Here is an 18,037-nt window from a genome sequence, read left to right as displayed (position 1 = left end):
GCGCTACGGCGTGACGAGCGAGCTGCCCGACCCGAGGGCGACGATCCTCGCGATCGCGTCCTCGGACGTCGTGTTCTCCCCCGGCACGTTCGGCTTCCCCCGGCCGTGGTAGTCGCTCGAGCCGGTCGCGATGAGGTCGTGCGCGGCGACGAGGCGCCGCAGTTCCCCGAGCGCGGGTTCGACGTTCTCGCGATGGCCGAGCTCGAAGCCCGCGAGGCCCGCGTCGAGCATGTCCCGAACGAGCCGGTCGGGCAGGAGGCCGGCGCGGCCCGCCGGGTGCGCGATCACCGGCACTCCCCCGGCGCCGGCGACGGCCGCCACCGCCGCAACCGGGTCGGGCGCGTACAGGGCGACGTAGTAGTCGCTCCGAGGGGACAGGATGCCGCTGAACGCCTCGCCGCGGTCGCGGACGTGGCCGCGGGCCACCAGGGCGTCGGCGATGTGGGGCCTGCCCACCGTCGCCCCCTCGGCGGTCTGCGCCTCGATGTCCTCCCACGTGAGGTCGTAGTCGCGGCCGATCCGTTCGGCCATCGTGCGCGCACGGGAGAGCCGGGAACGCCGGATGCGGTCGGTCAGGGCGCGCAGGCCCGCGTCGTCCGGGTCGATGAGGTAGGCCAGGACGTGCACGCTCCGCCATTCGTGCCGCGCCGAGAGCTCCATGCCCGGCAGGAACGACATGCCGAGCGACACGGCCGCGTCGGCGGCCTCCGCCCATCCCGATGTCGTGTCGTGGTCCGTCAGCGCGGCGGTGCGGATCCCGTGGCGGTGCGCCGCGGCCATGACCGCCGCGGGCGGCTCGGTGCCGTCGGAGTGATCCGAGTGCAGGTGCAGGTCGCCGGGTCCGAACGGGCCGGACGGAGCGGAGGACCCTGCGGACATGGACACGAGCGTACCGCGCGCAGAAACTCCCCAGCCTCCCCGCCTAATCTCGTGGTGTGCTGCGACTGACGGGGATCCTCTTCACGATCGCCACCGCCATCGTCGCCGCCGTCCTGACCTGGCCGCAGTTCTTCCGCCTCGAGCAGACCTTCCCGATCGCACAGCTCGTGTCGCTGCGCCCGGTGCTCGCCGTCGGCTTCGCGGTTCTCGCGCTCGTCGGCCTGCTGATCTGCCTCGGGCGCCGCACCCGCGGATTCGGCGCCGGACTCGCGATGATCGGCCTCCTCGCGAGCGGGGCGAACGTCGGCATCCTCGTCGTCCGCGGCGTCGGGACGACGGGCCTGCCCGAGAAGACGGCGGACAGCATCCGCGTCATGACGTGGAACACCGCGGGTCCCGCCACCGACGTCGATGCGATCGTCACGACCGCCATCGCGATGGACGTCGACATCGTCGCACTCCCCGAGACGAACGACGACACCGGCGAGGCGATCGCGATCGCGATGCGCGAGCGCGGCAACCCCATGTGGGTGCACGAGGAGAACTACCAGGGGTGGGACGCGACCTACACGACCCTGCTCATCTCCCCCGACCTCGGCGACTACGCCGTCGTCGAGTCCGACGCATCCGGCACCACCAACACCTCGGTCGTCCCCAGCGTCGTCGCGATGCCCGTCGACGGCGACGGTCCGATCGTCGTCGCCGTCCACGCCGTCGCCCCTCGCCAGGGCGACATGGACCACTGGCGCAGCGACCTGCGCTGGCTCGCCGACCAGTGCGCCAGCGACGACGTCATCATGGCCGGCGACTTCAACGCGACGGTCGACCACATGAGCCGGCTCGGGACCGACGGCGGCACGATGGGCCGCTGCCGCGACGCGGCGACGGCGACGGGCAACGGCGCCGTGGGGACGTGGGACACCGCGTGGCCGGCGCTGGTCGGCGCGCCGATCGACCACGTGATGACGACGGATGCCTGGCGGCCGACCGGGTCGGTGGTCGTCACCTCGCTCGACGGTTCGGGCGGCGATCACCGTCCGGTCATCGTGCAGGTGGAGCGGGCGGGCTGACGTCCCGCGCGGTCGGTGGGAGACTGGGAGGATGACCACCGACGATCGCGACACCATCGCACCGGAGACCACCGAGACCGCGGCCGCAGCGACCACCAATCGCAAGCAGCCCTTTCCCGCCGGCTTCCTCGACTCCATCTCGACGGGCTGGGCCGAGCGTCCCGCGTCGCTGCCCGAGCAGCGCGCCGAGGCACCGTACGCCGCAGCGCGCCGCGCGGCGGTCTCCGCCGCGTTCCCGGGCTTGCGCCTGGTCGTCCCCGCAGGCTCGTACAAGCAGCGCTCGAACGACACCGACTACCCCTTCCGCGCGCACTCCGCGTTCTCGCACCTGACGGGGTGGGGCGCCGACGCCGTCCCCGACTCGGTGCTCGTGTTCGAACCGACCGGCGACGGCCACGACGTCACGCTGTACCTGCGCGAGCGCGCCGATCGGACGACGACCGAGTTCTACGCCGACGCCGCGATCGGCGAGTTCTGGATCGGCCCGCGCCCCGCGCTCGACGCGGTCGCGGCGGACCTCGGCATCCGCACAGCGCACATCGATGCCTTCCAGAGCACGGCGGAGGACCGCACGGTCGAGGTCGACGACGAGCTCACCCGGTTCGTGTCCGAGCTGCGCCTCGTGAAGGACCCGTACGAGATCGCCCAGATGCGCCTCGCGGTCGAGGCGACCGGCCGGGGGTTCGACGACATCGTCGCCGAGCTCCCCCGCATCATCGACACGCCCCGCGGCGAGCGTGCCATCGAGGGCGTCTTCCACCTCCGCGCGCGCACCGACGGCAACGGCGAGGGGTACGACACGATCGCCGCTTCGGGTCCGCACGCCTGCTACCTGCACTGGACCCGCAACGACGGCGCGGTCGTCCCCGGCGACCTCGTGCTGATCGACGCGGGCGTCGAGGTCGACAGCCTCTACACGGCCGACATCACCCGCACCCTGCCGGTCTCGGGGACGTTCTCCGCCGTGCAGCGCCGGATCTACGACGCCGTCCTCGAGGCGGCGGATGCGGCCTTCGCCGCGGCACGCCCCGGGGTGAAGTTCCGCGCCGTCCACGAGGCGGCGATGGCCGTCATCGCCGCTCGCACGGCCGAGTGGGGCCTGCTCCCCGTGACCGCCGAGGAGGCGCTCCACGCCGACAAGGGCGGGCAGCACCGCCGGTACATGGTGCATGGCACGAGCCACCACCTGGGCATCGATGTGCACGACTGCGCGCAGGCGCGGCGGGAGATGTACTACGACGGCGAGCTCGAGCCCGGCATGGTCTTCACGATCGAGCCCGGGCTCTACTTCCAGATCGACGACCTCACGGTCCCCGAGGAGTACCGGGGCATCGGGGTGCGGATCGAGGACGACATCCTCATGACCGAGAACGGCCCGGTGAACCTGTCGGCGGACATCCCGCGCACCGCGGACGAGATCGAGGCCTGGATCGCCCGCGCCCGCTCCTGAGGACGCCTCGATGTCCGCCGTCGGGTACACCCCGCCGCCGTCGTTCACGACCCGCCCGCAGCTGACAGGGACGTTCGGCATGGCCGCGTCGACGCACGCCACGGCGACGGCGACGACCATGGCGGTGCTCGAGCGCGGCGGGAACGCGTTCGACGCCGCGTGCGCAGGCGGGTTCGTGCTGCACATCGTGGAGCCGCACCTGAACGGTCCCGGCGGCGACCTCGTCGGTCTCTTCCAACCGGCGGATGCCGCGACCCCCACGGTCCTCATGGGCCAGGGCGCGGCGCCCGCCGGCGCGACGATCGCGCACTTCCGCGCCGAGGGCCTCGACCTCGTGCCGGGCGCGGGCGGACTCGCCGCGGCCGTGCCCGCCGCCGTCGACGCGTGGCTGCTGCTGCTCCGGGACCACGGCACGTGGCCGCTGGCCGACGTCCTGTCGTTCGCGATTGGGTACGCCGAGGACGGCCATCCGCTTCTCCCCGCGGTGTCGGCGACCATCGGTCGGGTCGCCGACCTGTTCCGGGAGCACTGGCCGGCCTCCGCCGACCTGTGGATGCCCGGCGGCGCCCCCGCCGCCGCCGGCGCCCTGCATCGCAACCCGGCGTACGCCGCGGTTCTCCGACGCCTCGTCGAGGCGGGCTCGGGCGACGACCGGATTGCGGCGATCGACGCGGCACGCACCGAGTGGCGCCGGATCCTCGGCGACGCGTGCGACGAGCTCGCCCGCCCACACCGGCACTCCAGCGGCACCGACCGCGCCGCGGTGCTCACCCGCGCGGACCTCGTCGACCCGCCGGCGGGGTACGAGGAGCCCCTCTCCATCCCGTTCCGCGGTCGCACGGTGTTCAAGGCGGGGGCGTGGACGCAGGGCCCCGCACTCCTCGAGGCGCTCCGGATCCTCGACCCGCTCCCCGACGACCGCCTCGATCCCGCGACCACGGCGGGCGCGCACACCGTCGTCGAGACGCTCAAGCTCGTCCTCGCCGACCGCGACGCCCACCTCGGCGACGGAGCGGATGCCGCGGCCCTCCTCGCGGACGACGTCGTCACCGCTCGTCGGGCCGACCTCGGTGATCGGGCCTCGTCGCAGTGGCGCCCCGCGCGCCTGGCGGCTCGGGACCCGTGGCGCCCGCCGCTCCGACGCGACGGCGCCGCCGCCGCGGGCACGGGCGAACCGACCGTCGCCCGTTCGGGAGCGACCCGCGGGGACACCTGCCACATCGACGTCGCGGACCGCTGGGGCAACGTCGTCGCCGTCACGCCGTCGGGCGGGTGGCTGCAGTCGTCCCCCGTCATCCCCTCGCTCGGCTTCTGCCTCGGGACACGCCTGCAGATGACGTGGCTCGACGAGGACTCGCCCGCGGCGCTCCGGCCCGGCACGCGGCCGCGCACGACGCTGTCGCCGACCCTCGTGCACGACGGCGACACCCGCATCGCGATGGGGACGCCCGGCGGTGACCAGCAGGACCAGTGGCAGCTGCCGATGCTCCTGCGCATGTTCGTCGGCGGGTACACCGCGCAGCAGGCGATCGACGCCCCCACCCTCCACTCGACGGGCATGGTCGACTCGTTCTGGCCGCGCACGTGGGATCCGACGGGAGTCGTCGCGGAGGACCGTCTCGGCGACGAGGTCCTCGGCGGCCTCGCCGACCGGGGCCATCGGGTCACGCGCGCGGGCGACTGGTCGCTCGGACGGCTCTCGGCCGTCGGGGTCGACCGGGCCACCGGCATCCTGTGGGCGGCGGCGAACCCCCGCGGTGTGCAGGGTTACGCCGCGGGGCGCTGAACCCGCTCGCGCAGCCACGGGAGCGCGGCAGACGCGGTCGCCGCACCCACCTCGTCCGCCGGCAGAGCGCGGCCGGCGACCTCGAACGAGTGCCGGGCACCCTCGAACCAGAGGATGTCCGCGTCCCGGCACGCGGCGACCGCCGCCTCCAGGTCGGCGAGCGGCTGCAGGAACGGGTCCTTCGTCCCCGACAGGAACAGCTGGGGCGCGGCGACGGCCGGCAGGTGCGCCGTGCGGGCGTTCTCGGGCTTCCCCGGCGGGTGCAGCGGATAGCCGAGGTACACGAGCGCGTCGGAGGCGATCCGACCCTCCGCCGCGGCCATCGACGCCATCCGCCCGCCGTAGGACTTGCCCGCCGCCACGAACGGGATGCCGGGGGTCAGGCGACGACAGAACTCCTCGACGGCGGCCCACGTCTCGATCGCGTGCGCGGCGGGCCCCGGCATCCGTCGTCCCGCCTGACGGTAGGGGAAGTCGAACCGCACGGTCGTGAACCCGGCGGCGGACCAGGCGTGCGCCGCGCCGGCGAGGAACGGGTGCTCGTGCCCCGCGCCCGCGCCGTGGGCGAGCGCGACGATCGCCGTAGGCTCGGGGGCGGCGTCGATCACCACGGCCACTTCGACCCCGCCCGCGGGCAGGGTGACCGGGATCATCGCGGCGCGTCGGGAGCGGCAGGCTGCGCCGGTGCGCCGCCCTGCTGCGGCGCGGTCGGCGGCGGCGTCACGGGCGGGAGGGGCGCCGGGTCGACGCGCTCGCCGTACCGGGGCGGCTCGGCCGGGTCCACGTGTTCGCCCGGCGCGGGTGCCGGGGCGGGGTCGACGCGCTCCCCCGCCCCGGGGACGGGAGCGGCCGGGTCGACACGCTCGCCGTAGCGCGGGGGCGCCGTCATGTCGGTCGGCGGTACCGGCGGGGCGGTCGGGGCCGCCGCGGCGCCGAGCAGTTCTTTGGCGCGGCCGAAGCTGCGAGGCAGCACCGTCACGTCGTAGTGGTCGGCGATGACCTGGGTCACCGAGGTGAAGTCGCGACGACGGCGCAGGATCGAGTAGCTGATGATGCTCATGAGCATGCCGAGCGCGATGCCCACGAGCATCACACCGACGAACAGCTGCAGCGCGACGCCGGGGCTGCCGAGCACGAAGATCGCGGCGAACAGCAGGCCGAGCAGGACGCCGTTGATCGCGCCGGACCGCGCCGCGGTCGCGTATCCCAACCGACCGGTGACGCGCTCGACCGAGCGCAGCCCGCGTCCGACGATGGCGATGTCCTGCGCCGGGACGTCCGCGCCGATGAGGGTCGACACCGACTTCTGCGCCGCCTCGTACGACGAGTACTCCGCGACCGTCGCACCGTGTTCCTTCGGGGCCCCACCCATCATGCTCATGGCCTCAGTCTCCCACGCGAGCCTTTGCGTGGGCGCAGGGAGCGCGAGGGATCCGCCGACTACGCTGGTCGGGTGAGTACGCAACGGGTCTTCGTCGCGCGCCTGACCGGGTGCGCCGTCTTCGACCCCGCGGGCGACCGGCTGGGGAAGGTCCGCGATGTGGTCGTGATCTACCGCAAGGACGACCCCCCGAGAGTGGTCGGGCTCGTGGTCGAGATCCCCGGCAGGCGCAACGTGTTCCTGTCCATCGGACGGGTCACCTCGATCGCCAGCGGCCAGGTCATCACGACCGGCCTCATCAACGTCCGCCGCTTCGAGCAGCGCGGCGGCGAGGTGCGTGTCATGACGGAGCTCATCGGCCGCAACGTGCACCTCACCGACGGGTCGGGCTCCGCCGTGATCGAGGATGTCGCCATCGAGCGCGACCGCCTGGGCGACTGGCAGGTGGGGCAGTTGTTCCTGCGCCGCCCCAAGACCAGCGCGTCGCCGTTCGCCAAGGGGCCGACGACCTTCGCGCAGTGGAACGACGTGCGCGACGAGCAGGTCGCGGGACAGACGCAGTCCGCCGAGCTCCTGGTCGCCTCGTACTCCGAGCTCAAACCCGCCGACCTCGCCAACACGCTCCTCGACCTCCCCGAGGAGCGCCTGCTCGAGGTGGCGGAGGAGCTCCCCGACGACCGTCTCGCCGACGCCCTCGAGGAGATGCCCGAGGACGAGCAGGTGCACATCCTCGAAGCCCTCGGCGACGAGCGCGCCGCCGACATCCTCGACGCGATGGAACCGGACGACGCGGCCGACGTGCTGGGTCAGCTGTCGGATGCCCGCGCCGGACAGCTGCTCGACCTCATGGAGCCCGAGGAGGCCGAGGACGTCCGCGCCCTCCTCGAGCACGGCCCCGACACCGCGGGCGGTCTCATGACCAGCGAGCCGATCGTGCTGTCCGCCGACGCAACCGTCGCCGAGGCGCTCGCCCTCATCCGCCGGCACGAGCTGCACCCCGCCCTCGCGGCCGCCGTCTTCGTGACCCTGCCGCCTTACGAGACCCCGACGGGGCGTCTGCTGGGTGTCGTGCACTTCCAGCGGATGCTGCGCTACCCGCCGCACGAGCGGCTGGGCGCCATCATCGACGACACCGTCGAGCCCGTCACCGTCTCGGCCAGCGCCGCCGAGGTCGCCCGTCTCCTCGCGAGCTACAACCTCGTCTCGCTGCCCGTCGTCGATCAGGCCCGCCACCTCGTCGGCACGGTCACGGTCGACGACGTGATCGACTACCTGCTGCCCGACGACTGGCGATCGCAGGACGCGCCGCGACAGGGTCCGGAGGTGCGGCGATGATGGCACGCGCGCCGAAGTCCGGGTTCGAGGCGCCCCGCGGGCGGCGCACGAGCGTGCTCAGCCGCACCCCGCAGCCCTCCCGCGACCGCTTCGGCCGGTTCACGGAGTGGATCGCCCGCGCGATGGGGACCCCCGCGTTCCTGCTCATTCTGACGCTCTTCTGCGTCGCCTGGATCGTCTGGAACACCGCCGCGCCCGAGGGACTGCGCTTCGACGACGCGGCGCTCGGGTTCACCGCCCTGACGCTCATGCTGTCGCTTCAGGCCTCGTACGCCGCTCCCCTCATCCTCCTCGCGCAGAACCGCCAGGACGACCGGGACCGCGTGCAGATCGAGCAGGACCGACAGCGGGCCGAGCGGAACCTCGCCGACACCGAATACCTCGCCCGCGAGGTCGTGGCCCTGCGGATGGCGCTCACCGACATGCAGGACGAGATGATCAGCCGCGACGTGCTCCGCCAGGAGCTCAAGGCCCTCATCGAGCGTCTCGACGAGCGCGACCGGCCGGGCGACGACGCCCGCTCCTCGTGAGCACCCCCGCGACGGCCGACGACGTCCGCCGTGCCGTGTCCGCCGTCGTCGACCCGGAACTGCGGCGCCCGATCGGCGAGCTCGACATGGTCCGGGAGATCGCCCTCGACGAGGGGACCGCGCACGTCGGCATCGCCCTGACGATCGTCGGATGCCCCGCCGCGGACCGCATCGAGCGGGACGTGCGGGATGCCGCGGCATCCGTCCCGGGCGTCGTCGACGTCCGCGTCGACGTGGGCGTCATGACGGCGGCGGAGCGCTCGGCCCTCGTCGAGCGGATCCGCGGCGCGCGTCGCATGCCGTTCACCGCCGACGCGCTGACCCGTGTCATCGCTGTCACGAGCGGCAAGGGCGGTGTGGGCAAGTCCACCCTCACGGCGAACCTCGCCGTCGCCCTGGCGACGCGAGGGTTGGCCGTCGGGCTGATCGACGCGGATGTGCACGGCTTCTCGATCCCGGGGCTCCTCGGCCTCGTCGGCGAGGACGGCCGCCCGCCGCAGCCGACCCGCCTCGACGACCTCATGCTGCCGCCGGTCGCCCACGGCGTGAAGACGATCTCGATCGGGATGTTCCTCCCGGAGGGCTCCTCCCCCGCCGTCGCCTGGCGCGGGCCGATGCTGCACCGCACCGTGCAGCAGTTCCTCACCGACGTGCACTTCGGCGACCTCGACGTGCTCCTCATCGACATGCCCCCGGGGACCGGGGACGTCGCGATCTCGGTGGGTCAGCTCCTTCCGCACGCCGAGGTCCTCGTGGTGACGACGCCGCAGGCGGCCGCGGCCGACGTCGCCGTCCGCAGCGGCGTCGTGGCCCGTCAGACGGGCCAGCGGATCGTCGGCGTCATCGAGAACATGGCGGCCTTCGCCCTTCCCGACGGCACCCTCGTCGACGTGTTCGGCACCGGCGGCGGGGCGGCGGTCGCCGCCGCACTCACGACCGACGACGCCGCGGTGCCGCTCCTCGGCTCGGTCCCGCTGAGCCCTGCCCTCCGCCGCGGCGGCGACGAGGGCGAACCGGTCGTCCTCGCCGATCCCGGTGATCCCGCGGCGCGTGCGATCTCGGCGGTCGCCGACGCCCTCGTCTCGACGCGCTCCTCGCTCGCCGGTCGCGCCCTCCCCGTCTCCCCCGCCTGAGGAGAGACGGATGCCGCCGGTCAGGTGGCTTCGGAGTCGAACGGGACGACGCCCGCATCGACCGCATCGACCGCCGTCGTGACCTCGGGTGCCGGAGGCGCCGCGACCGCGGTCATCGCCGCCGCCCCGGCGGCGACGGGCTTCACGGGCGCATCGTCGATGAGCGCCTCGCGGATGATGCGCCGGGGGTCGTACTGCCGCGGATCGAGCTTGCGCCACTCGATCTCGTCGAAGTCGTCCCCCATCTCCTCCTTGACACGGGTCCGCGCGCCGTCCAGCCAGTCGCGGATGCGGCGCGTCAGACGTGCGAGGGAGGCCGCGTAACCGGGCAGGCGCTCGGGCCCCAGCAGGAGTGCGGCGATGAGCGCGATGAGGAGGATCTTCTCCAGATCGAGCCCGTTCGACATGCTTCCCAGGTTACCCGTGCGCCTGAGGGTTTCGGCATGCGGGCCCGCCTAGGCTGGGCGGAGGAGGTTCACCACATGGGAGATCACGAGGCGGTCCGCAGGTTCGCTGCCGAGGCGACGGTCGAACCCGATGCCATCGCCCGGGCGCGAGCGCACGCCCTCGAGATCGGCGCGAATCCGATCAGTCCCGAGGTGGGCGCGCAGTGCGCGGTGATCGCCGCGGCGAGCCGCGCGCTGAACATCGTCGAGGTCGGCACCGGCGGCGGCGTCTCGGGGTTGTGGCTGCTGCACGGGTCCCCCCGGGCGACACTCACGACGATCGACAAGGAGCCCGAGCACCTCGCCGTGGCGCGGAAGGCGTTCACCGACGCCCGCGTCCCCGCCGCCCGCGCGCGCTTCATCACGGGCCGCGCCGCCGACGTCCTACCGCGGATGAACGAGGCCTCCTACGACATCGTCCTCATCGATGCGGACCCGGACGGCGTCATCGAGTACGTCGAGCACGGCCTCCGGCTCGCCCGGGCGGGCGGAACGGTGCTCGTCCCGCGGGTCCTGGCCGGCGGCGCCGTCGCCGACCCGGTCCGTCGCGGCCCTCTCGAGACGGCGTATCGCTCGCTGATCCAGGAGACCCAGGCCTCCCCGGCGGTCCTCGGGGCCCTCTCGATCGCCGGCGAGGGACTCCTGCAGCTGACGACCGTCGCCGACGCGAACTGATCCCGGCGCACGCCGCATACGCCGAAAGGCCGGTCCCCACGGGGACCGGCCTTTCGCATCGAGTCGGGGTCAGGCGGCGCCGACGACCCCGCTGAGAACACTGTGGAGTTCCTTCGCCTCGTCGTCGTTCACCGAGACGACCAGTCGACCGCCCCCCTCGAGTGGAACACGCACGATGATGAGGCGGCCTTCCTTGACGGCCTCCATAGGTCCGTCTCCGGTGCGCGGCTTCATGGCTGCCATTGTGGGGCTCCCTTTCGTCTTCGGCCTTCCCCATTAGTCTACCCAATGGGCTGATCGCCTTCGGCGCGCGGGCCTGTCAGCGGACGCTTATCGTCACGGAATCCGGTAGAACGTGTCGCCGAGCGCGAGCATCTCGTGGATCCACAGCCACTGCCCGCCGAGGCACAGCACCAGCATCCCGATCCGCCACCATCGTGAGGGCGGGACCGCCACGGCGGCGGCCACGGGCGTGAGGGGCAGCAGCAGCCGGAACACGCTCGACTGCGGGAAGAACACCGCGAGCAGGTAGACGAGGTAACTCGCGCCCCACAGCCGGATCTCGGGCCCGAGACGGCGCACCTGGGGTGCCCGCACGAGGAGCGCGGCGGCCCCCACGACCAGGACGGCGAGGGCGATCGGTCCGAGCATCGGCGGCAGCCCCCAGATGCCGAACCAGAGCGAGGATGCCTGCACGAAACCGGCGAAGGGGACGAACTGCTCCTCGGAGCCGACCCAGCTGCGCCGCCAGGCGAGCTCGGTCTCGAGGTACGCGGAGGGATCCCCCGTCGCGACACCGGCGATGACCTGCCAGGCGAATCCCACGATCGTCGCGAGGGCGCCCAGGGCGATGATGTGGACGATGTGCGGGGTCGGCAGCGGATCGACGCGCCGCCGCATCCACCGATGGATCCCATAGAGGCCCAGCAGCAGCGCGAACGCGAGCACCCCCGGCCGGGTGAAGCCCATCAGGACGACGAGCGGATAGATCCAGCCGAACCGCCGGCGCTGGAGCGCCCACAGCGCGAGGAACAGCCAGACCAGCAGGAGCGACTCGGCGTACCCCATCTGGAACAGGGCGGCGAGCGGACCATTGGCGAAGAGCACCACCGCCCAGAGCGACGCCGTCTCGCCGAGGCGTCCGCGCAGCAGCACGAAGAGCACCACGGATGCCGCGTACCCCGCCACGAGCGCCAGCACCACCGCTCCCGCCGGGTAGCCTCCGGGGACGGCGCCCAGCGTCCGGGCGAGCACGGGGAACAGCGGCATGAACGCCCACGCGTTCTCGGTCACCTGCCCGGTGTCGTTCACCGGGAGCTCGGACGGGTAGCCGCGATCGGCGATCACCCAGTACCACTGGGCGTCCCATCCCATCGCGAGCGACGGGATGGTGGCGTCCGCGCCGAAGCGCGAGGTGGGTCCGGAGAGGCTCGCCGCGGCCCAGAAGAACAGGGTCGTGACGAGGCGTGCCGAGAGGTAGACGGCGGCGACGGTGCCGGCGACGGAGGCTGCGGACCTCAGTCGCCGCTCAGCCATGCCCGCAGGCCCCGCTCGACGTCCTCGATCTGCGCGATCGGTACGCGCTCCTCGTCGTGATGGGCCAGGTGCGGATCGCCCGGGCCGTAGTTGACCGCGGGAACGCCCATCGCCGAGAACCGCGCGACGTCGGTCCAGCCGTACTTCGGCTTCGGCACCGCGCCGACCGCCGCGACGAACTCCCGCGCGAGCGGCGCGTCGAGCCCTGGCCGGGCCCCTTCGGACAGGTCCACGATCTCGACCTCGAATCCCGCCAGGACGTCGCGCACGTGCGCCTCGGCGGCGGCGGCATCCCGGCTCGGAGCGAAGCGGAAGTTGACGTCGACCTCGCAGGCGTCGGGGATGACGTTGCCGGCGATGCCGCCGCGGATCGCGACGGCGTTGAGGCCCTCACGGTAGAGCAGTCCGTCGACCTCGATCTCCCGCGGCCGGTACTCGGCGAGCCGAGCGAGGATCGGAGCGGCCTTGTGGATCGCGTTCTCGCCGACCCACGCACGAGCGCTGTGCGCGCGCACGCCGGAGGTGCGCACGACCGCGCGGAGGGTGCCGTTGCAGCCGCCCTCCACCTGCCCGTCGGAGGGTTCGCCGAGGATCGCGAAGTCGGCCGCGAAGAGGTCGGGACGGGATGCCGCGAGCCGGTTCAACCCGTTGAGGTCGGCGGCGACCTCCTCGTGGTCGTACCACATCCAGGTGATGTCGACACGGGGATCGGTGAGCTCGGCGGCCAGTTTCAGCTGGACGGCGACACCGGCCTTCATGTCGACGGTGCCGCGGCCCCAGAGGTACGGCTCGCCGTCGACCTCGGTGTCGCGGGTCGGGACGTTGCCGTTGATGGGGACCGTGTCGATGTGCCCGGCGATCGCGACACGCTGCGCGCGCCCGAGGCGGGTCCGCGCGACGATCGTGTCGCCGTCGCGGTGGACCTCGAGGTGCGGCAGCTCCGAGACGGCCTCGAAGATCGCATCCGCGAGGACGGTCTCGTCGTCCGACACGCTCGGGATGTCGCAGATGGTCCGTGTCAGGTCGACAGCGGTGGAGCGGAGGTCGAGCCGGGGCATGACGTCGAGTCTAACGACGGCCCGATAGCCTGGAATCATGAGTGACGCACGGTGGGTCTGGGGCATCGGTCTGGCGACGACGAGCGAGGACGGTACCGTCCTCGACACCTGGTACCCCGCACCGGCTGTCGGCCGGGCACCCGCCGAGGTGGACACGACCGACCTCGCCGCCCACGCCGGCGACGACGAGCGGCGCGCCGTCACCGTCGGTGTCGTCGTCGTCGAGATCGACCTCGACGCGCCTCCCGCGGGCACCTCCGACGCCTACCTCCGCCTGCACGCGCTCTCGCACCGCCTCGTCGCCCCGAACGAGCTCGACCTCACCGGCATCTTCGGGCACCTGCCGAACGTCGCGTGGACGAACGCCGGACCGATGCACCCGCAGGATCTCACCCGTCTGCGCCCGACGCTGCAGCGCGCCGGCATCCAGGTCGCCGGGATCGACAAGTTCCCGCGGCTCACCGACTACGTCGTCCCCTCGGGCGTGCGCATCGCCGACGCCTCGCGCGTCCGGCTCGGGGCGCACCTCGCGCCGGGGACCACGGTGATGCACGAGGGGTTCGTCAACTTCAACGCCGGGACGCTCGGTGCCTCGATGGTCGAGGGACGCATCTCCCAGGGTGTCGTGGTCGGCGACGGCAGCGACATCGGCGGCGGCGCGTCGATCATGGGCACGCTCTCGGGCGGCGGCAGCCACCGGGTCTCGATCGGTCGCCGCACCCTGCTGGGCGCGAACGCCGGCATCGGAATCTCCCTCGGCGACGACTGCATCGTCGAAGCGGGTCTCTACCTGACCGGCGGGACCAAGGTCGTCCTCGTGGGCGAGACGCCGCGGGCCGACGGCACCGTCCCGACGGCGAAGGCCGCCGAACTGTCGGGGCGGAGCGGCATCCTGTTCCGGCGCAACTCGCTCACGGGCGCCGTCGAGGCCGTGCGTCGCGAAGGCGTCGGGGTCACCCTCAACGCCGACCTGCACGCCTGAGGGGTCAGCCCTTCAGGACGGCGGCCCGCGCCTCGCGGTGCTCCTCGTCGCTGATGATGCCGCGCGCCCGGAGACCGTCGAGTTCGATCAGGCGCTGCTCGATCGTCGGCACGGCAGGGGTCGGCGCGGCAGGCGGTGTCGCGACCGCCGACTCGGATGCCGCGGGCGCGAGCGCGTCGCTGCGCAGCACCTTGGCGGCGATCTGCGCATCCACGGTCAGCGGGTCGATCCCCGCGTCGCTCAGGATGCGGTACTTCCGCGCGCGGATGACGAGCCCGAAGACCGCCCCGACGATGCCGAGCACCAGGACCAGGCCGAAGACGGCCGAGAACCCCGACGCCATCCCGTCCATGCCGGTGGGATCCATGAACCCGCCGTCGTCCATGCCCGGCGGCACGCCGATCACCCCGTCATCGATGTACCCGCTGTCGTCGACGAAACCCGAATCGTCGAAGGTCAGTCCTACCCCCGGCATCCACCCCATGGGCACACCCTAGCGGGGTGCGGGGTGTGCGTCAGCGGGAAACGGGGTAGTCCCGCTCCGTCGCTCCCGTGTAGAGCTGCTGCGGGCGACCGATCTTGGTCTGCGGGTCGTTCTGCATCTCACGCCAGTGCGCGAGCCAGCCGGGAAGCCGACCGATCGCGAACAGGGGCGTGAACATCCGTGTCGGGAAGCCCATCGCCTTGTAGATGACGCCGGTGTAGAAGTCGACGTTCGGGTAGAGGCGACGCTCCTTGAAGTAGTCGTCGTTGAGCGCGATCTCCTCGAGCTCGTTGGCGAGGGCGAGGAGCGGGTCCTCGACGCCGAGTTCGCGGAGGACCTCGTCGGCGGATTCCTTGACGAGCTTCGCGCGCGGGTCGTAGTTCTTGTAGACGCGGTGCCCGAAGCCCATGAGCTTGACGCCGTCTTCCTTGTTCTTCACCCGCTCGACGAAGCGCTGCACGCTCTCGCCCGAGTCACGGATGCGCGCGAGCATGTCGAGGACGGCCTCGTTCGCGCCGCCGTGGAGCGGCCCGTAGAGCGCGTTGATGCCGGCCGAGATCGACGAGAACTGGTTGGCCCCGGTCGACCCGACGAGCCGCACGGTCGAGGTCGACGCGTTCTGCTCGTGGTCCTCGTGCAGGATGAGCAGCCGCTCGAGCGCCCGCGACATGACCGGGTTGATCTCGTAGGGCTCGGCGTTGTTGCCGAAGTTCAGCTTGAGGAAGTTGTCGACGAAGCTCAGCGAGTTGTCGGGGTAGAGGAACGCGTGCCCGATGCTCTTCTTGTGCGCGTACGCCGCGATCACGGGGAGCTTCGCGAGCATGCGGATCGTGTTGAGCTCGACGTGCTCCGGGTTGTGCGGGTCGCTCTGGCCCTCGTAGTAGGTCGAGAGCGCGGCCGTTGCGGCCGAGAGGACCGACATCGGGTGCGCGGTATGCGGCAGAGCTGAGAAGAAGTGCTTGAGGTCCTCGTGCAGGAGCGTGTGGCGCCGGATCTTCTCGTCCCAGCCGGCCAGCTCGTCCGCCGTGGGAAGCTCGCCGTAGATGAGGAGCCAGGCGACCTCGAGGTAGGTGCTGTGCTGTGCGAGCTGCTCGATCGGGTATCCGCGGTACCGCAGGATGCCCTGGTCACCGTCGATGTACGTGATCGCGGACTTCGTCGAGGCGGTGTTCACGAAGCCGTAGTCGAGCGAGGTGTGCCCGGTCTGCTTCGTGAACGTCGAGAAGTCGACGCTCGGCACCCCTTCGCTTCCGGCGACGAGCGGGAGCTCCGCGGTCGTGTCACCGATGGTCACGGTGGCCTTCTGAGGGGTGTCCGCGTTGGTCACGAAGCCTCCTTGCGGTCGTCGGGAGCGGTCTCTACAGCCTAACGGGGAGATGGCGCCTCTCCTGACCCGCCCAACGGATCGCGGCATCCGTGAGAGGAAACCTACGAACGCTACGATCCCGCGGATGCTGTCAGTCGCCGCGCCGCGGCGGCGATGCGCTCGTCGGTCGCGGTGAGCGAGAAGCGCACGTGCTGCGGGTGGTGCGCGCCGTAGAAATGCCCGGGACCGGCCAGGATGCCGAGCTCGGCGAGCCGGCCGAGCGACGACCAGGCGTCCTCCCCCGCCGTCGCCCAGAGGTACAGGCCGCCCTCGCTGTGGTCGATCCGGAACCCGGCCGCCTCGACGGCGGGCTTCAGCACGTCGCGCCGCGCACGGTACAGCGCGCGCTGGTGCTCGACGTGCGGGTCGTCCTCGAGGGCGGCGACCATCGCGTCCTGCACGGGACCCGGGACCATGAGCCCGAGGTGCTTGCGCGCCGTCACAAGCCCCGTCACCAGATCCGTGTCGCCCGCCAGGAAGGCGGCGCGGTACCCGGCGAGGTTGGACTGCTTGCTGAGCGAGTAGACCGACAGGAGCGCGGTGAGGTCGCCCTCGGTGACGCGCGGATCGAGGACGCTCGGCACCGCGGCATCCGCCCACGGTCCGTCCCAGCCCAGCTCGGCGTAGCACTCGTCCGAGGCCAGGACGGCACCCAGCTCGCGCGCGCGACGCACGGCGCGGCGGAGCTCGTCGACGCCCAGCACCCGCCCGTCGGGGTTGCCGGGAGAGTTGAGCCACACCAGGCGGGTCGTCTCGGGCCATTCGCCCGGATCGTCCGAGGCGAGCGCGGTCGCGCCGACGAGGCGGGCACCGACCTCGTACGACGGGTAGGCGGCGCGGGGGTGCACGACGGTGTCGCCGGGGCCGAGCCCGAGGAGCAGCGGCAGGAGCGCGACGAGCTCCTTCGAGCCGACCGTGGGGATCACGTGCGCGGGAGTCAGGCCGGGGACGCCGCGGCGCCGCGCGTACCAGGCGGCGATCGCTTCGCGCAGCGCCGGGGTGCCGACGGTCTGCGGGTAGGCGTGCGCATCGGTCGCACGCCGCAGGGCGTCCGCCACGACGCCGGGCGTCGGGTCGACCGGAGAGCCGATGGAGAGGTCGACGATGCCGTCAGGATGCTGCCGTGCGCGCGCGGCGTACGGTGCTACGGCGTCCCACGGGTAGTCGGCGAGATCGCGGACGCTCATGGACGGTCAGTGCGCCTGCGGCGGAAGACCCGCGATGACGGGGTGGTCCTTCGCGATCACACCGACCTTCGCGGCACCGCCGGGCGAGCCGATGTCCTGGAAGAACTCGACGTTGGCGGTGTAGTAGTCCTGCCACTCGGCGGGGAGGTCGTCCTCGTAGTAGATCGCCTCGACCGGGCAGACCGGCTCGCACGCACCGCAGTCGACGCACTCGTCGGGGTGGATGTAGAGCGACCGTTCGCCCTCGTAGATGCAGTCGACGGGGCACTCGTCGATGCAGGCACGGTCTTTGACATCCACGCACGGGAGAGCGATCACATACGTCACACGACGAGTCTAGTTCGTGGAACGGAGCCGGGATGCCGACGGCCACGCCACGACGAGCGCGGCCACGAGCGGCACCAGGAAAGTCCAGATCAGGCCGGGTGTGATCGCCGCGTCCTCGGGCGGGGCGGGCACGACGACCGAGCCGCCGGGTCCCTCGTTGGCGAACAGCAGGGTCGCGACCATCGCACCGAGGCCGCAGGCCAGAGCCGACGCGCGCTCCCCCGTGAGGATGCGGACGGCGACCAGCAGGGCGATGAAACCGAGCGAGGCGACCAGCAGGCCGACGGGGACCACACCCCACACCGCCGCCTGACCGATGGTGCCGGCCACGCCGTAGACGACGCCGATGACGGCGGCGAGGATCCACGTGGCGACGCGGGCGAGCAGGGCGTTCACCACCACAGTCTAGGCG

At 72.3% G+C, this 18,037-nt stretch carries 20 protein-coding genes; 8 read left to right on the top strand and 12 right to left on the bottom strand.

The genetic code is table 11. The annotated features are described in order from the left end of the window. Positions 1-3: 3 nt before the first annotated feature. Positions 4-879, bottom strand: a complete 876-nt coding sequence (locus ACPEH0_RS01375) for a PHP domain-containing protein (protein WP_217530225.1) — start codon at positions 877-879, stop codon at positions 4-6. A gap of 56 nt (positions 880-935) precedes the next feature. On the opposite strand from ACPEH0_RS01375, the gene ACPEH0_RS01370 reads away from it, so the two are divergent. From ACPEH0_RS01370 to ACPEH0_RS01360, 3 genes are read left to right on the top strand one after another with little or no spacing between them, the layout of a single operon-like run. Continuing rightward, positions 936-1,949 (top strand): endonuclease/exonuclease/phosphatase family protein, encoded by a 1,014-nt coding sequence (locus ACPEH0_RS01370; RefSeq protein WP_253036184.1) that lies wholly within the window; start codon positions 936-938, stop codon positions 1,947-1,949. A gap of 31 nt (positions 1,950-1,980) precedes the next feature. Further along, positions 1,981-3,399, top strand: a complete 1,419-nt coding sequence (locus ACPEH0_RS01365) for an aminopeptidase P family protein (RefSeq protein ID WP_366213211.1) — start codon at positions 1,981-1,983, stop codon at positions 3,397-3,399. A 10-nt stretch (positions 3,400-3,409) separates the two neighbouring features. Then, positions 3,410-5,185, top strand: coding sequence for a gamma-glutamyltransferase family protein (locus ACPEH0_RS01360; protein WP_366213213.1), 1,776 nt, complete (start codon positions 3,410-3,412; stop codon positions 5,183-5,185). On the opposite strand, the gene ACPEH0_RS01355 is transcribed toward ACPEH0_RS01360, so the two are convergent. Together ACPEH0_RS01355 and ACPEH0_RS01350 are read right to left on the bottom strand one after the other, a co-directional pair. Next, positions 5,167-5,838, bottom strand: coding sequence for an alpha/beta family hydrolase (locus ACPEH0_RS01355; protein WP_366213215.1), 672 nt, complete (start codon positions 5,836-5,838; stop codon positions 5,167-5,169). The genes ACPEH0_RS01360 and ACPEH0_RS01355 overlap by 19 nt on opposite strands. After that, a complete protein-coding gene (locus ACPEH0_RS01350) occupies positions 5,835-6,566 on the bottom strand; it encodes a general stress protein (protein ID WP_366213217.1) in 732 nt (243 codons plus the stop codon). The genes ACPEH0_RS01355 and ACPEH0_RS01350 overlap by 4 nt, the downstream gene beginning before the upstream one ends. Positions 6,567-6,638: 72 nt before the next feature. Here ACPEH0_RS01350 and ACPEH0_RS01345 point away from each other — a divergent pair, with 72 nt between their 5' ends. Genes ACPEH0_RS01345 through ACPEH0_RS01335 form a run of 3 tightly spaced genes read left to right on the top strand, consistent with a single transcriptional unit; the run spans position 6,639 to position 9,564 of the window. Beyond that, a complete protein-coding gene (locus tag ACPEH0_RS01345; protein WP_217530245.1) occupies positions 6,639-7,901 on the top strand; it encodes a magnesium transporter MgtE N-terminal domain-containing protein in 1,263 nt (420 codons plus the stop codon). After that, a complete protein-coding gene (locus ACPEH0_RS01340; RefSeq protein ID WP_217530247.1) occupies positions 7,901-8,431 on the top strand; it encodes a DUF1003 domain-containing protein in 531 nt (176 codons plus the stop codon). The genes ACPEH0_RS01345 and ACPEH0_RS01340 overlap by 1 nt, the downstream gene beginning before the upstream one ends. After that, positions 8,428-9,564, top strand: coding sequence for an Mrp/NBP35 family ATP-binding protein (locus ACPEH0_RS01335; protein WP_366213218.1), 1,137 nt, complete (start codon positions 8,428-8,430; stop codon positions 9,562-9,564). Before ACPEH0_RS01340 ends, ACPEH0_RS01335 begins: the two co-directional genes overlap by 4 nt. Positions 9,565-9,584: 20 nt before the next feature. Here ACPEH0_RS01335 and ACPEH0_RS01330 read toward each other — a convergent pair whose 3' ends face one another. After that, positions 9,585-9,971: a Sec-independent protein translocase TatB gene (locus tag ACPEH0_RS01330; protein WP_366213219.1), complete on the bottom strand. Its 387-nt coding sequence runs from the start codon at positions 9,969-9,971 to the stop codon at positions 9,585-9,587. Positions 9,972-10,046: 75 nt separating this feature from the next. Here ACPEH0_RS01330 and ACPEH0_RS01325 point away from each other — a divergent pair, with 75 nt between their 5' ends. Then, the gene (locus tag ACPEH0_RS01325; protein WP_366213220.1) at positions 10,047-10,685 is read left to right on the top strand and encodes an O-methyltransferase; all 639 of its coding nucleotides are present in this window, start codon (positions 10,047-10,049) and stop codon (positions 10,683-10,685) included. 69 nt (positions 10,686-10,754) lie between these two features. Here ACPEH0_RS01325 and ACPEH0_RS01320 read toward each other — a convergent pair whose 3' ends face one another. From ACPEH0_RS01320 to dapE, 3 genes are all read right to left on the bottom strand, one after another. Continuing rightward, positions 10,755-10,928 (bottom strand): DUF3117 domain-containing protein, encoded by a 174-nt coding sequence (locus ACPEH0_RS01320; RefSeq protein ID WP_064506455.1) that lies wholly within the window; start codon positions 10,926-10,928, stop codon positions 10,755-10,757. A gap of 93 nt (positions 10,929-11,021) precedes the next feature. Further along, entirely contained in the window at positions 11,022-12,221 is a 1,200-nt protein-coding gene (locus ACPEH0_RS01315) for a hypothetical protein (protein WP_366213221.1), read from the bottom strand. After that, positions 12,203-13,279: a succinyl-diaminopimelate desuccinylase gene (gene dapE, locus ACPEH0_RS01310; RefSeq protein ID WP_366213222.1), complete on the bottom strand. Its 1,077-nt coding sequence runs from the start codon at positions 13,277-13,279 to the stop codon at positions 12,203-12,205. The genes ACPEH0_RS01315 and dapE overlap by 19 nt, the downstream gene beginning before the upstream one ends. 37 nt (positions 13,280-13,316) lie before the next feature. Between dapE and dapD the strand changes: the two genes are divergently transcribed. Next, the gene (gene dapD / locus ACPEH0_RS01305; RefSeq protein WP_366213223.1) at positions 13,317-14,261 is read left to right on the top strand and encodes a 2,3,4,5-tetrahydropyridine-2,6-dicarboxylate N-succinyltransferase; all 945 of its coding nucleotides are present in this window, start codon (positions 13,317-13,319) and stop codon (positions 14,259-14,261) included. A 4-nt stretch (positions 14,262-14,265) separates the two neighbouring features. On the opposite strand, the gene ACPEH0_RS01300 is transcribed toward dapD, so the two are convergent. The 5 genes from ACPEH0_RS01300 to ACPEH0_RS01280 all read right to left on the bottom strand — a co-directional run bounded on the left by ACPEH0_RS01300 (position 14,266) and on the right by ACPEH0_RS01280 (position 18,021). Beyond that, entirely contained in the window at positions 14,266-14,745 is a 480-nt protein-coding gene (locus tag ACPEH0_RS01300; RefSeq protein ID WP_366213224.1) for an SHOCT domain-containing protein, read from the bottom strand. A gap of 31 nt (positions 14,746-14,776) precedes the next feature. Next, positions 14,777-16,072 carry a citrate synthase gene (locus tag ACPEH0_RS01295; RefSeq protein WP_064001808.1) on the bottom strand — a complete coding sequence of 432 codons (1,296 nt, stop codon included), beginning with the start codon at positions 16,070-16,072 and terminating at the stop codon, positions 14,777-14,779. 110 nt (positions 16,073-16,182) lie between these two features. After that, on the bottom strand, positions 16,183-17,298 hold the full coding sequence (dapC, locus tag ACPEH0_RS01290; protein ID WP_366213225.1) for a succinyldiaminopimelate transaminase: 1,116 nt from the start codon (positions 17,296-17,298) through the stop codon (positions 16,183-16,185). A gap of 6 nt (positions 17,299-17,304) precedes the next feature. After that, positions 17,305-17,625 (bottom strand): ferredoxin, encoded by a 321-nt coding sequence (fdxA, locus tag ACPEH0_RS01285; RefSeq protein WP_217530257.1) that lies wholly within the window; start codon positions 17,623-17,625, stop codon positions 17,305-17,307. 9 nt (positions 17,626-17,634) lie between these two features. Then, the gene (locus ACPEH0_RS01280) at positions 17,635-18,021 is read right to left on the bottom strand and encodes a DUF6113 family protein (protein WP_217530258.1); all 387 of its coding nucleotides are present in this window, start codon (positions 18,019-18,021) and stop codon (positions 17,635-17,637) included. Positions 18,022-18,037 lie beyond the last annotated feature (16 nt).

The organism is Microbacterium sp. NPDC079356 (assembly GCF_049545465.1).
GTDB lineage: Bacteria > Actinomycetota > Actinomycetes > Actinomycetales > Microbacteriaceae > Microbacterium > Microbacterium gawkjiense.
The sequence above is the reverse complement of the archived record's forward strand: the minus strand, read 5'-3'. Positions and strand labels throughout refer to the sequence as shown.

Excerpts from the sequence above, each read along its gene's own strand:
- ACPEH0_RS01375 (WP_217530225.1), bottom strand. The coding sequence starts at position 879 with ATGTCCGCAGGGTCCTCCGCTCCGTCCGGCCCGTTCGGACCCGGCGAC.
- ACPEH0_RS01360 (WP_366213213.1), top strand. The coding sequence starts at position 3,410 with ATGTCCGCCGTCGGGTACACCCCGCCGCCGTCGTTCACGACCCGCCCG.
- ACPEH0_RS01330 (WP_366213219.1), bottom strand. The coding sequence starts at position 9,971 with ATGTCGAACGGGCTCGATCTGGAGAAGATCCTCCTCATCGCGCTCATC.
- ACPEH0_RS01320 (WP_064506455.1), bottom strand. The coding sequence starts at position 10,928 with ATGGCAGCCATGAAGCCGCGCACCGGAGACGGACCTATGGAGGCCGTC.
- ACPEH0_RS01365 (WP_366213211.1), top strand. The coding sequence starts at position 1,981 with ATGACCACCGACGATCGCGACACCATCGCACCGGAGACCACCGAGACC.
- ACPEH0_RS01355 (WP_366213215.1), bottom strand. The coding sequence starts at position 5,838 with ATGATCCCGGTCACCCTGCCCGCGGGCGGGGTCGAAGTGGCCGTGGTG.
- ACPEH0_RS01315 (WP_366213221.1), bottom strand. The coding sequence starts at position 12,221 with ATGGCTGAGCGGCGACTGAGGTCCGCAGCCTCCGTCGCCGGCACCGTC.
- ACPEH0_RS01300 (WP_366213224.1), bottom strand. The coding sequence starts at position 14,745 with ATGGGGTGGATGCCGGGGGTAGGACTGACCTTCGACGATTCGGGTTTC.
- ACPEH0_RS01325 (WP_366213220.1), top strand. The coding sequence starts at position 10,047 with ATGGGAGATCACGAGGCGGTCCGCAGGTTCGCTGCCGAGGCGACGGTC.
- dapC (WP_366213225.1), bottom strand. The coding sequence starts at position 17,298 with ATGAGCGTCCGCGATCTCGCCGACTACCCGTGGGACGCCGTAGCACCG.
- ACPEH0_RS01350 (WP_366213217.1), bottom strand. The coding sequence starts at position 6,566 with ATGAGCATGATGGGTGGGGCCCCGAAGGAACACGGTGCGACGGTCGCG.
- dapD (WP_366213223.1), top strand. The coding sequence starts at position 13,317 with ATGAGTGACGCACGGTGGGTCTGGGGCATCGGTCTGGCGACGACGAGC.
- ACPEH0_RS01340 (WP_217530247.1), top strand. The coding sequence starts at position 7,901 with ATGGCACGCGCGCCGAAGTCCGGGTTCGAGGCGCCCCGCGGGCGGCGC.
- dapE (WP_366213222.1), bottom strand. The coding sequence starts at position 13,279 with ATGCCCCGGCTCGACCTCCGCTCCACCGCTGTCGACCTGACACGGACC.